Origin of the sequence: Streptomyces sp. NBC_01198, from assembly GCF_036010485.1 — a bacterium.
In the GTDB taxonomy this organism is placed as follows: Bacteria; Actinomycetota; Actinomycetes; order Streptomycetales; family Streptomycetaceae; genus Actinacidiphila.
The window spans coordinates 7,535,342-7,548,787 of sequence record NZ_CP108568.1; the positions used below are offsets into that span (position 1 = coordinate 7,535,342).

At 72.5% G+C, this 13,446-nt stretch carries 1 protein-coding gene and 1 pseudogene; both read right to left on the reverse strand.

Annotated features, from left to right (window positions below; translation table 11 throughout):
• Nucleotides 1-97: 97 nt before the first annotated feature.
• The gene (locus OG702_RS33610; RefSeq protein WP_442814758.1) at nt 98-6,706 is read right to left on the reverse strand and encodes an SDR family NAD(P)-dependent oxidoreductase; all 6,609 of its coding nucleotides are present in this window, start codon (nt 6,704-6,706) and stop codon (nt 98-100) included.
• Nucleotides 6,707-6,773: 67 nt separating this feature from the next.
• A pseudogene (locus OG702_RS33615) lies at nt 6,774-13,406 on the reverse strand (beta-ketoacyl synthase N-terminal-like domain-containing protein); the annotation flags it as partial.
• Nucleotides 13,407-13,446: the final 40 nt, after the last annotated feature.

The following is a 13,446-nucleotide window of genomic DNA, read 5'->3' on the forward strand; positions in this document are numbered from 1 at the left end:
GGAGCTTCTCTTCGTTCGCCATCCGGTATCAGCCCTCGGTAGGTGAAGGACGATCTCCCATGAGCGGAGATCCAGGGGTCGTGAGCGGGGACACGGCCTAGGGAGCGCCCAACTCGTTGTCGATGTAGGCGAAAAGGTCGTCGTCGGTCGCGTCGGCGATACGGTCCTCGGCGTCCGGGCCGCCGTTCGGATCGTCGTCGCGCCCGGTCACGGTCGCCAGCAGGGTGCGCAACCGTGCGGCGACCGTCGCGCGTGCGTCGTGGTCAAGGCCGGGGGCCCTCAACGCCGCCTCCCACCGGTCGAGGTCGGTGATCAGGGCCGCGGGTGAGGCCTCCGACTCCGCTTTGTCGGGCACGAGTTCGGCGTACAGGTGCCGGGCGAGCGCCCCGGCCGTCGGATAGTCGAACAGCAGGGTGCTGCCGAGCCGCAGGCCGGTCGCCGCACCGAGCCGGTTGCGCAGTTCGACCGCCGTGAGCGAGTCGAACCCGAGGTCGAGGAAGCCCCGGCCGGCATCGACGGCGTCCGGGGCGGAGTGCCCGAGCACCGTGGCGGCGTGGGCCCGCACGAGCGACAGCACCGTCTCGGCGCCCTCGCCCGGCGACTGCCTCGCGAGCCGGTCCGCCAGGCCCGCGGCTCTGCTGTCCGCCCCACCAGCCAGGGCACCTGCCGCACGTCGCCGCCCCGGAGCCCTGACGAGGCCGCGCAGCAGAGCCGGTACCACGCCGGGGTCCAGCCGTCGCGCGTCCAGGCCGACCGGGACGAGCAGCGGATCAGGCGCCGCGAGCGCGGTGTCGAGCAGGGTGAGGGCGTGCGAGGTGGCGAGGGCGGAGACGCCGTGGCGGGCGAGCCGCCGGTGCTGCCCGGAGTCCAGGTTCTCGGTGAGGGAACTGGTGTCCTCCCACAGGCCCCAGCCAAGGCTGATGGCGGGCTGGTGGTGGCGGTGCCGGTGGTGGGCGAGTGCGTCCAGGAAGGCGTTGGCGGCGTTGTAGTTGGCCTGGCCGGGGTTGGCGAAGGTCGCGGCAGCCGACGAGTAGAGCACGTACTCGCGGAGCTGGGGGAGGTCGGCAGTGTGCAGGTGGTGGGCGGTGTCGACCTTCGGGGTGAGGACGCCGTGCAACTGCTCGGGGGTGAGGGCACTGAACGTGGCGTCGTGCAGGGTCCCGGCGGCATGGACGACCGTGGTGACCGGGTGGCCGTCGGGAACGGCTGCCAGCAGCGTGGAGACGTCATCGGCGTCGGCCGTGTCCGCGGCCACCGCGGTCGCGCTGGCGCCGAACTCCGCGAGGCGTCGGGTCAACTCGTCCACCCGCTCGGCCTTCGGTCCTGAGCGGCTGGCGAGGAGAAAACGCCGGTGGCCGTGGTGTTCGGCAAGATGGAGGGCGGTGATCCCGGCGAGGGCGCCGGTGCCGCCGGTGATCAGCGTGGTGCCGTCGGGGTGCGGCTGCCGGGGGAGGGTGAGGGCGAGCTTGCCGGTGTGCCGCGCCTGGCTGAGGTGGCGCAGCGCCTGGGGTGCACGGGCGATCGGGTATGTCACGGTGGGCAGTGGAGGCAGCGCGCCGACCTGGAACAGCACACGTAGAGCGTCCAACACCGCGTGGATCCCCATTGGTCCGGCGTCGTTGAGGTCGATGGCCTGGTAGTGGGTGCCGGGGTGTTGGGCGGTGATGGTGGCGGGGTCGCGGATGTCGGTCTTGCTCATGTCGATGAAGTGGCCGCCGTGTGGGAGCAGCCGCAGGGTGGTGTCGGTGTGTTCGTGGGCGAGGGAGTGCAGGACGACGTCCATGCCTGCGCTACTTGTTCGGGCGAGGAAGCGGTCGGCGTAGTCGTGGGTGCGTGAGTTGGCGATGTCCTCTGGTGCGTAGCCGAGTTCGGTGGTGAGGGTGTGGTGTTTGGGGAGGCTGGCGGTGGCGTAGGTGTGGGCGCCGAGGTGGCGGGCGAGGTGGGTGGCTGCCTGGCCGACGCCGCCGGTCGCGGTGTGGATCAGCAGGTTCTGGCCCGCCTGTAGATCCGCCAGTGTCACCAGCGCGTAATACGCCGTCGCGTAGGCGACGGGCGCCGACGCCGCTTGAGCTGCCGTCCAGCCGTCGGGCACCGGGATGACCAGCCGGTGGTCGGTGACGGTGGTGGTCGCGGTGCCGTGGGTGAGGATGCCCATCACCCGGTCGCCGACTTCGAGGCCGGTCACGTCGGGGCCGACTTCGGTGACGACACCGGCCCCCTCCGAGCCGAGGTGGGGTGCGGGCTCGGGGTACATGCCCAGGGTGATCAGCACGTCCCGGAAGTTCAGGCCCACCGCTTCCAAGGAGATGCGGACCTGGCCCGGTTCGAGGGGCTTGTCGAGGTCGGGGGCTGGCAGCAGCGCCAGGTGGTCGGGGCTGCCGGGCGAGCTCAGCTCCAGCCGCCACGCACCGCTGTCCGCAGCAGGGGCGGTGAGGGTGGGCAGTGGCGAGTTCGTCAGCCGGGGGGTGAGCACCTGGCCCTTGCGCACGGCGGCGTAGGGCTCGTCGGCACCCTGTGCGGCGGCCACGGCCGCTGCGAGCGCGGCGGTGGAGAAGGGATGGTCGTCCAGGTCGATGAGCGTGATCCGTCCCGGGTGCTCGCTCTGCGCCGTCCGCACCAGGCCGGTCACCGTGGCCTGCACGAGATCCGGGTCGTCGGCGGGCTCGGCGGGTGCGGCGTTGCGGGTGACCACCACGAGTGGGACGGCTGCCAACTCGGCTCGGCCCAGCCAGTCCTGGAGGCGCAGGAGCACGTCTTCGGCGGCGGAGTGCGCCTGTGCCACCACGTCGCCTGCGGTGTTCGCGGAGGCGAACACGAGCAGGACGGCGTCGTGAGCCGCCTCCGGTCCGGCTGTGGCGAAGGCGTCGAGGTCGTGTTGCGCGGGCACGCCGAGCCCGAACGGATCCTCGTCCCCCCAGACCGTCCAACGTGGCGCGTCCGCAGACGGGTCGGCGATCGGGAGCGGAGTCCACTCGACACGGAAGAGGGAGGCGTCGCGGTCCGCGGCCCCCAGGGCGGCCAGCGCGGCTGGGTCCAGCGGGCGGGTGGTGAGCCGTTCGACGTCGGCCACCAGGTGTCCGGCCGGGTCGGTGAGCTCGATAGCGAGGGAGTCCTCGCCGGTGCGGGTCAGGTGGACGCGGGCAGCCGTGGCGCCGGTGGCGTGCAGGCGTACCCCGTTCCAGGCGAACGGGAGTCGAGTCCCGCCCTCCGCTGCAAGCACCAACGGGTGCAACGCGCTGTCCAGCAGCGCCGGATGGACGGCGAAGGCATCGGCGGTGTCGCTGTCGGCCGAGCCGGCGTCAGCCGTCGTGTCGGAGGGTTCGAGTACGACTTCGGCGTAGAAGTCGTCACCGTGCTGCCAGGCGGCGGTGAGGTTCTGGAAGGCCGGGCCGTACTCGTATCCGCGACCGGCGAGGGCCGCGTAGGCGTCGGTGAGGTCGAGCGGGGTGGCGCCGGCGGGCGGCCAGGGGGCGTTCGGCCGACTCGGGGCGGGCGCCTGGGAGGGTGTGAGGGTGCCGGTGGCGTGGCGGGTCCACGAGGTGGTGGTGCCGGGGTCGTCGGCGTCGGGCGGCTCGGGGCGGGAGTGGACGGTGAGGGTCCGCCGGCCGGTGTCGTCCGCCGCGGCCGCCGTCGCCTGCAGTTGCACGGCCCGCCGCTCGGTGAGCACCAGCGGCGCTTCGAGCGTCAACTCCTCGACCACGTCGGCCCGGACGGCGTCAGCCACGTGCAGTGCGATGTCCACGTACGCCGTTCCCGGCAGCAGCACGGTGCCGCCGACGGCGTGGTCCGCGAGCCACGGATGCTCGGTGAGGGAAATCCGCCCTGTGTGGAGCACTCCGCCATCCGGCAAGTGGACGGCTGCTCCCAGCAGGGCGTGCGCCACCGCCTGCTGGCCGACTCCTCCCGGGTCACTGATGCCCGCGTTGGCGGACGGCATCAGCCAGTAGCGACTCGTCTCGAACGCATACGTGGGGAGGTCGGTGGGGTGGGCGTGGTGGAGTGCGGGGTGGTTGGTCCAGGTGAGGGGTGCGTTGTGGGTGTGGGCGTGTGCGAGGGCGGTGGTGAGTTGGGTGGGTCCGCCGTGGTTGCGGCGGAGGGTGCCGAGGGCGGTGATGGGTTGTCCGTGGGGGTGGTTTTCGGCGGTTTGGTGGATGGCGTGGGTGAGGACGGGGTGGGGGCTGGGTTCGATGTAGAGGGTGTGTCCGGTGGTGATGAGGTGGGTGGTTGTGGTGTGGAGTTGGACGGGTTGGCGGAGGTTGTCGTACCAGTAGGTGGGGTTGAGGGTGGTGGTGTCGGTGGGGTCGGGTTGGGGTCGGGTGGTGGAGTAGAAGGGGATGGTCGCGGGCTGGGGGGTGATGGGTGCGAGGTCGCGGAGGATCTGGTCTTTGAGGGGGTCGATGTGGGGGGAGTGGGAGGCGTAGTCGACGGGGACGAGGCGGCTGTCGACATGCTCGTCTTGTAGTGCCTGGTGGAGGTGGTGGATGGCGTCGGTGTCGCCGGACAGGGTGGTGCTGATGGGGCTGTTGAGGGTGGCGATGGTGACGCCGGGGTGTTGGGGCAGTCGGGTGGTGATCTCGTCTGCTGGTAGTGGGACGTGGAGCATGGTGCCTCGGCCGGCGATGGAGCTGAAGGTCTGGCTGCGGAGGGCGATGATGCGGGCGGAGTCGTTGAGGGTGAGGGCGCCGGCGATGTGTGCTGCGGCGATTTCGCCTTGGGAGTGGCCGATGACGGCTGAGGGTGTGAGGCCGTGGTGTTGCCAGAGGCGGGCCAGGGAGATCATGGTTGCCCAGAGCATGGGCTGGATGACGTCGACACGTTCCGGATCTGCGGAGCTGGGGGCTTGGTTGAGGGTGTCGATGAGGTGCCAGTCGGTGAAGGGTGCCAGGGCGTGGTGGCAGGCTTCGATGTGCTGGGCGAACGCCGGGTCGGTCCGCAGCAACTCCTGCGCCATACCGGGCCATTGCGAGCCCTGACCGGGAAAGACGAGCACCGTCTTCGGTGTTTCGGGCGGGGCGATGGCGGTGTAGAGGTCGGGTGAGGGTTCGCCCTTCACGAGGCGGTCCAGTGCCTCGGTCAGGTCCTCCCGGGTGGACGCGACGATCGCCGCCCGGTGCTCGAAATGCGTCCGCGTCGTGAGCGTCGCCAGCGCGATATCGGCGACCGGCGTCTCAGGACTCCGCGTCAGCGCGCCTCGCAGCCGCTCCGCCTGCGCCACCAGCGCATCCGCCGTGCGCCCGGACAGCACCACCGGAACCGCAGCCGACTCCGCGCCGTCCCGGTTCGTCCCGACCTCGTGCCGCGCCACCTCTCCTGTGTCCGGCCCCTGCTCCAGGATGAGATGGGCGTTGGTGCCGCTGATCCCGAAGGAGGAGACGGCCGCGCGTCGCGGCCGGTCCACCTCGGGCCAGGTGACGGCCGTCTGGGTGAGTGCGATGCTTCCCTCGCTCCAGTCGACGTGTCCTGAGGGCGTGTCGAGGTGCAGGGTGGCGGGCAACTTCCCTTCCTGTAGCGCGCGGACCATCTTGATGACCCCCGCGATCCCGGCGGCGGCCTGGGCGTGGCCGATGTTGGACTTCACCGAGCCCAGCAGCAGCGGCCGTTCGGCCGGGCGGTCTTTCCCGTAGGTGGCCTGGAGGGCCTGCGCCTCGATGGGATCCCCCAGGGGCGTCCCCGTCCCATGGGCCTCGACGGCGTCGATGTCGCCCGTGGTCAGTCGCGCGTCGGCCAGCGCCGCCCGGATCACCCGTTCCTGGGAGGGCCCGTTGGGAGCGGTGAGGCCGTTGCTCGCACCGTCCTGGTTGACCGCGCTGCCACGAATGAGGGCCAGCACACGGTGCCCGTTCCGCTCGGCGTCCGAGAGCCGTTCCAGCAGGACCAGGCCCGCGCCTTCGGCGAGGCTGAAGCCGTCGGCGCTGTCCGAGAAGGGCTTGCAGCGGCCGTCGGGAGCCAGCCCGCGCTGCCGGCTGAACTCCAGGAAGGGGTTCGGGCTGGGCAGCACCGTCACGCCGCCGGCCAGTGCCAGCGAGCACTCGCCACGGCGCAGCGACTGCGCTGCGAAGTGCAGCGCGACCAGGGACGACGAGCACGCGGTGTCCACGCTGACCGCGGGCCCCTCAAGGCCGAGCGTGTACGCCACCCGCCCGGACGCGACCGACGCCGTGTTACCGATGAGGAGGTACCCCTCGCAGGCCGTGCCTGACGCGTCGCGGCTGCCTGGCACGTACTCCTGGGCGATCACGCCGGTGAAGACGCCGGTCCGGGTGCCGCGCAGCGTGGTCGGGTCCAGCCGGGCGTTCTCCAGTGCCTCCCAGGCGGTGTGGAGCAGCAGCCGCTGCTGCGGGTCCGTGGCCAACGCCTCGCGCGGGTTGATCCCGAAGAAGGGGGCGTCGAACTCGGCCGCGTCATCGAGGAATCCACCCCGGCGCGCGTAACTGGTGCCGAGGTGGTCGGGGTCGGGGTCGTGGAGGCGGTCCAGATCCCAGCCGCGGTCCGTGGGGAAGGGCCCGGTGGCGTCGGTTCCTTCGGCCAGCAGCGACCACAGCTCGTCCGGATTGCGTACGCCGCCCGCGAACCTGCAGGCCATCCCCACGATTGCGATCGGCTCGTGCCGCTCCGCCTCGACGTCGTGCAGGCGCTCGCGAGCCTGCTGAAGATCGGCCATCGCACGCCTGAGATAGGTGCGGAGCTTTTCTTCGGTGTCCATCAGGTCTCATTCCTCTCGGAGCGGCGCGTCGCCATGGGCGGCCGGGGCCTGGCGGGTGCGGGGACGCGGGTCAGGGGATGGAGCCGAGCCCCTTGTCGAACGCCTCGAAGAGCTCGTCGTCGGAGGCGGAGTCGAAGTCGGTGCCCACCGAACTCGTCCCGCCCTGTGGGGCGTACGCGGAGTTCCACGCGCGCAGCAGGTCCTGCAGGCGGGCAGCGGTCTTGGCGTGCTGCGCGGGATCCGCCTCCGTGGGCGGCCCGTCTCCGGTGAGCGCCGCCATGGCGGCCTCCAGCGACGCGAGTTCCGCGCCGAGCGGGTCGGCGCCGCCGACGGGCGGGGTGGTGCCGGTGCTCTCCGCGACCAGGGCGACGATCCGGCCGGCGAGCGCGGCCGGAGTCGGGTAGTCGAAGACGAGGGTGGTGGGGAGGCGCATTCCGGTCGCCGCGTTGAGCAGATTGCGCAGCTCCACCGCGGTGAGGGAGTCGAAGCCCAGCTCTTTGAAAGCGTTGTCGCCGCGGACGAGGTCAGCAGTGGCGTGCCCCAGCACGGTGGCGGTGTGGCTGCGGACCAGGGCGAGGACGGTGCTGCGCTGGTCGGGGGCGGGCAGCCGACTCAGGTTCGCGGCGAAAGACGGCGCGTCGGCCGCGTCACCGGTCGCAGGCGCGGCCACCGCCGCGCGTCGGGGCAGGCGTACGAGGTCGCGCAGCACCGAGGGCAGCGAGCGGGGATCCGGGTGGCGGCGGAGCACACCACTGTCGATGGGGGTGAGCACCGCGAGCGTCAGGCCTGACCGCAGGGCACTGTCGAGCAGCGCGAGGGCGTGCGGTGTGGCGAGGGCGGAGACGCCGTTGCGGTGCAGTCGTTGGTGCTGTCCGGTGTCGAGGCTGCCGGTCATCGTGCTGGTGTGTTGCCAGAGGCCCCAGGCGAGGGTGGTGGCGGGTTGGTGGTGGGTGTGGCGGTGGTGGGCGAGTGCGTTGAGGTAGGTGTTGGCGGCGTTGTAGTTGGCTTGGCCGGGGTTGGCGAGGGTGGCGGCTGCGGAGGAGTAGAGGAGGTAGTGGTGGAGGTGGGGGAGGTGTGCGGTGTGGAGGTGGTGTGCGGTGTCGATTTTGGGGGTGAGGGTGGCGTGGAGTTGTTGGGGGGTGAGGGTGGTGAGGGTGGCGTCGTTGAGGGTGCCTGCGGTGTGGATGATGGTGGTGATGGGGTGGTTGTCGGGGATGGTGGCGAGGAGTTGGGTGAGTTGGGTGGGGTCGGCGGTGTCGGTGGCGGTGAGGGTGGCTGTGGCGCCGAGTTGGGTGAGTCGGGTGGTGAGGTCGGTTGCGGTGGGGGAGTCGGGTCCTGAGCGGCTGGCGAGGAGGAAGTGTCGGTGGCCGTGGTGTTCGGCGAGGTGCAGGGCGGTGAGTCCGGCGAGGGCGCCGGTGCCGCCGGTGATCAGCGTGGTGCCCTCGGGGTGGACCGGCGCGGGCAGGGTCAGTACCAGCTTGCCGACGTGCCGGGCCTGACTCAACTGCCGTATCGCCTGCGGGGCCTGCTGCAGAGGATGGCCAACCGTGGGCAGCGCGGGCAGTGTCTCGTCGGCGAACAGGCCGCTCAACGCACCCAGGATCTGCCGGGTGAGGTCCGGTCCGGCGTCGTTGAGGTCGATGGCCTGGTAGTGGGTGCCTGGGTGTTGGGCGGTGATGGTGGCGGGGTCGCGGATGTCGGTCTTGCTCATGTCGATGAAGTGGCCGCCGTGTGGGAGCAGCCGCAGGGTGGTGTCGGTGTGCTCGTGGGCGAGGGAGTGCAGGACGACGTCCATGCCTGCGCCACTTGTTCGGGCGAGGAAGTGGTCGGCGTATTCGTGGGTGCGTGAGTTGGCGATGTCGTCCGGTGTGTAGCCCAGTTCGGTGGTGAGGGTGTGGTGTTTGGGGAGGCTGGCGGTGGCGTAGGTGTGGGCGCCGAGGTGGCGGGCGAGGTGGGTGGCTGCCTGGCCGACGCCGCCGGTGGCGGTGTGGATCAGCAGGTTCTGGCCGGCCTTGAGATCCGCCAGTGTCACCAGCGCGTAGTACGCCGTCGCGTACACGACGATGGCCCCGGCGGCTTCGGCGGGCGTCCAGCCGTCCGGGACCGGGATGACCAGCCGGTGGTCGGTGACCGTGGTGGCCGCGGTGCCGTGGGTGAGGATGCCCATCACCCGGTCGCCGACTTCGAGGCCGGTCACCTCGGGGCCGACTTCGGTGACGACACCGGCCCCCTCCGATCCCACGTGGGGGGCAGGTTGGGGATACATGCCCAGGGTGATCAGCACGTCCCGGAAGTTCAGGCCCACCACTTCGAGCCGGATGCGTACCTGGCCTGGCTGGAGCGGCTGTTCCAGGTCGGGTGCGGGGAGGAGGGCGAGCTGGTCGGGGCTGCCCGGTGCGGTGAGTCCCAGCCGCCAGGCACTGCTGTCGGGGTCGGGGATCGTGAGCTGGGCCTGGGGGCTGTTCGTCAGCCGTGGTGTGTACAACTCGCCCTTGCGTAAGGCGGTGTACGGCTCGTCGGCCGCCCGGGCCGCGGTGACCGCTGCGACGAGAGCCGAGCGGGAGAAGGGGTGGCGGTCCAGGTCGATGAGCGTGATCCGTCCCGGGTGCTCGCTCTGCGCCGTCCGCACCAGACCCGTCACGGTGGCCTGCACGAGATCCGGGTCGTCCGCGAGCTCGACCGTGCTGCCGTCGGAGGTGACCACGATCAGGTGGGTGTCATCCAGTTGTGGAGTGCCCAGCCAGCCCTGGAGCCGCAGCAGCGCGTCCTCGGCTGCCGCATGGGCCTGTTCCACCACGTCCGCGCCCTCCGGCGGTGCGACGAAGAACACCGCGGCCTCGGGTGCCGGGCCGCTGTCGGCCAGTGTGTCCAGGCCGGGATGGCTCGGCAGGCCGAGTCCGAGCGGATCCTCGTCGCCCCAGATCGTCCAACGGGCCGTGCTCGCGGCCGTGTCCGCCAGCGGGAGCGCGGTCCACTCCATCCGGTAGAAGGCGGCGTCACCCTCCCGGGCGGCAGGTGCGGTGAGGGCGGCCAGCGCGGCGGGATCCAGCGGGCGGGTCGTGAGCCGTTCGACGCCTGCCAGCGGATGCCCGGCAGCGTCGGTGAGTTCGACAGCCACCGCGTCCTCGCCGTGCCGGGTCAGGTGGACGCGCGCGGCCGTCGCGCCGGTGGCGTGCAGCCGTACCCCGTTCCAGGCGAACGGCAGCCGCGTCCCGCCCTCCGCCGCCACCACCAGGGCGTGCAACGCGCTGTCGAGCAGCGCCGGATGGATCCCGTACCGCGGTGCCTGCTCTTCTTCCTGCCCGTCCGCTGCGAGCCGGACCTCGGCGTAGAGGTGGTCGCCGTCCTGCCAGGCGGCGGTGAGGTTGCGGAAGGCCGGGCCGTAGTCGTACCCGCGCTCGGCGAGGGCGTCGTAGGCCCCGGTGAGGTCGACCGGACGTGCGCCGGCCGGCGGCCAACTGCCGCGGTCCCGGGCCGAGTCGGATGCCGCCCCGCCCGCCGCCAGGGTCCCGGTGGCGTGCCGGGTCCACGGCGGCGCCTCGGCCTCGTCGGAGGGTTCGAGCCGGGAGTGGACGCTGACGCTACGCCGCCCGCTGGGGTCGGGTGCTCCGACGGTCGCCTGGAGCTGGACCGCCCGGTCCGGGTCGAGGACGAGGGGGGCTTCGAGGGTCAGTTCCTCGACGGTGTCGTGACCGGTGTCCTCGCCCGCGTGCAGGGCGAGTTCGACGAAAGCGGTGCCGGGCAGCAGCACCGTACCGCCGACAGCGTGGTCGGCCAGCCACGGGTGGTCCGCTGTCGACAGCCGTCCGGTCAGCACCGAACCGCCGTCGGCCGCCAGCCGCACCACCGCACCGAGCAGCGGATGCGCGGCGGCCGACTGGCCGACACCGGCCGGGTCGCCGCCGGACGCCCCGGCGGGAACGTCCAGCCAGTGGCGCTGCCGCTGGAAGGGGTAGGCCGGCAGATCCACCAGGTGTGCGTCGGCCTGGTCGAAGAAGGTGCCCCAGGCCGCGGTGCCACCGTGGACGTGGAGTTCGGCCATGGCCGTCAGGGCGGTGTGGGCGGCGGGCCGGTCGGCCCGCAGCAGCGCCGCGAAGGCGGGCGCGGCTGCATCGCCGTCATGCGCGGGCTCGGCCGCGTCGGCCGCTGCCTCCGCAGCGGGGTCTGACGCTGCCTCGACGGTCTCCCGCGCCGGTGCGGTGAGGGTGGCGTCGGGCCCTAGTTCCAGATACGCCGTGACGCCGCTGTCGTGCAGCCACGTCACCCCTTCGTGGAATCGCACGGTGCCGCGCAGGTGGCGGGCCCAGTAGTCGGGGGAGCGCAGCTCCGCGTCGGTGGCGGGCCGGCCGGTGACGTCCGAGACGATCGGCACGGACGGCGTACCGAAGCGCAGCGTCCCGGCGACCTCGCGGAAGGCGTCGAGGGCGGGGTCCATGTGCGCCGAGTGGAACGCGTGTCCGACCACGAGGCGCTTGGTGCGGCGCCCTCGTGCCCGCCACAACTCGACGGTGCGGGTGACCGCGTCCTCGTCGCCCGAAACGACGGTGGACGCGGGTCCGTTGACCGCGGCCAGGCTCAGCGCGGGTTCGGCGTCGAGCAGGGGGCGCAGCTCCTCCTCGGTCGCCTCCAGCGCGGCCATGGCGCCGTCCTTGCGGGTGGCGGCCATCAACCGTCCCCGGGCGGCGACCAGGGCGGCCGCATCGGGCAGGTCGAGGACGCCCGCGACATGCGCGGCGGCCAGCTCGCCGATGGAGTGGCCGAGCAGGGCGTCGGGGACCACGCCCCACGAGGTCACCAGGCGGTAGGCCGCCACCTCCAGGGCGAACAGCGCGGCCTGGGTGACGTCGGTACGGTCGACGAGCGCCGCGCGCGGATCGTCCGCGGCTGCGAACACCACCTGCTTGAGCGGGAGTTCGAGCAGGGGATCCAGCTGCGCGCACACCTCGTCGAAGGCGGCCGCGTACACCGGGAACGACTCGTACAGCTCGCGCCCCATGCCGGGCCGCTGGCTGCCCTGGCCGGTGAAGAGGAACGCGGTGCGCACACCGTGACGGCGCTTCCCGGTGGTCAGGCCGGGAGCGTGCCGCCCGGCCGCCGCCGCCCGCAGCCCGTCCAGCAGCCCGTCACGGTCCGCCGCGACGACCACTGCCCGGTGGGGGAACGCGGTGCGCGCCGTCGCCAGCGTCAGCCCGACGTCGGCGGGCGCCGCGGAGGGCGTGCGGCTCACGTGGTCGAGCAGCCGTTCGGCCTGCGCCCGCAGCGCCCCCTCGGTGCGTGCGGACAGTACCCAGGGAACGAAGGGCGGGCCGGCTTCGGTCGCGGGGCCGGCCCCGGTTGCCGCGGAGGCAGCAGCCCCGCCTCCCACTGCGGACCCGCCTTCCTGAGCGGGCTCGTGCGCTTGCGCCCCGGCCGCCGGCTGCGGCGCCTCCTCGATGATCACGTGCGCGTTCGTCCCGCTGATGCCGAACGAGGAGACCGCCGCCCGCCGGGGCCGGTCCGTGCGCGGCCACGGCACCGGCTCGGTGAGCAGCGAGACCGCCCCGTCCGCCCAGTCGACGTGCGGCGACGGGGCATCGACGTGCAGGGTGCGCGGCAGGGAGCCGTGCTCCAGCGCCAGGATGATCTTGATGATGCCGGCCACACCCGCGGCGGCCTGGGTGTGCCCGAGGTTGGACTTCACCGAGCCAAGCCGCAACGGCCGTTCAGCGGGCCGGTTGCGGCCGTAGGTGTTGACCAGGGCCTGCGCCTCGATGGGGTCGCCGAGTTCGGTGCCGGTGCCGTGCGCCTCGACCGCGTCGACGTCGTGCGGTGCCAGCCGGGCGTGGGCCAGCGCGGCACGGATGACGCGCTCCTGGGAGGGGCCGTTCGGGGCGGTGAGGCCGTTGCTCGCGCCGTCCTGGTTGACGGCGCTGCCGCGGATGACGGCCAGCACGCGGTGGCCGTTGCGCCGGGCGTCGGAGAGCCGTTCCAGCAGCAGCAGTCCTGCGCCCTCGGCCCAGCCGGTGCCGTCGGCGGCGGCCGCGAACGGCTTGCACCGGCCGTCGGGGGCCAGGCCCCGCTGCCGGCTGAACTCCACGAAAGTCGCCGGGGTCGCCATCACCGTGACCCCGCCGGCCAGCGCGAGCGAGCATTCGCGGTCGCGCAGCGCGCGACACGCCAGGTGGGCCGAGACCAGCGACGACGAGCACGCGGTGTCCACGGTGACGGCCGGGCCCTCAAGGCCGAGGGCGTAGGCGATACGGCCCGTGGCCACGCTGCCCGCGCTGCCACTGACCAGATAGCCCTCGAAGCCGGGCGGGGCGGGCTTGAGCCGTGAGCCGTAGTCGTCGTACATCACCCCGGCGAACACGCCGGTGGCGGTGCCGCGCAGTGTCGTCGGATCCAGCCGTGCGTGCTCGAACGCCTCCCACGCCGTCTCCAGCAGCAGTCGCTGCTGGGGGTCGGTGGCGGCGGCCTCGCGCGGGGACATCCCGAAGAAGGCCGGGTCGAAGTCGGCCGCGTCGTGGAGGAAGCCGCCCTCGCGGACGTACGAGTGCCCGACGGCCTCAGGCGAAGGGTCGTAAAGCCGCTCGACGTCCCACCCGCGGTCGGCGGGGAACGGTCCCACCGCGTCGGTGCCCTCGTGCAGCACGGTCCACAGATCGTCCGGGGTACGGACGCCGCCCGGGTAGCGGCAGGCCATGCCGATGACGGCGACCGGCTCGCGCTCGCGGTCCGCTGCCTGCTGCAACTGCTCGCGGGCG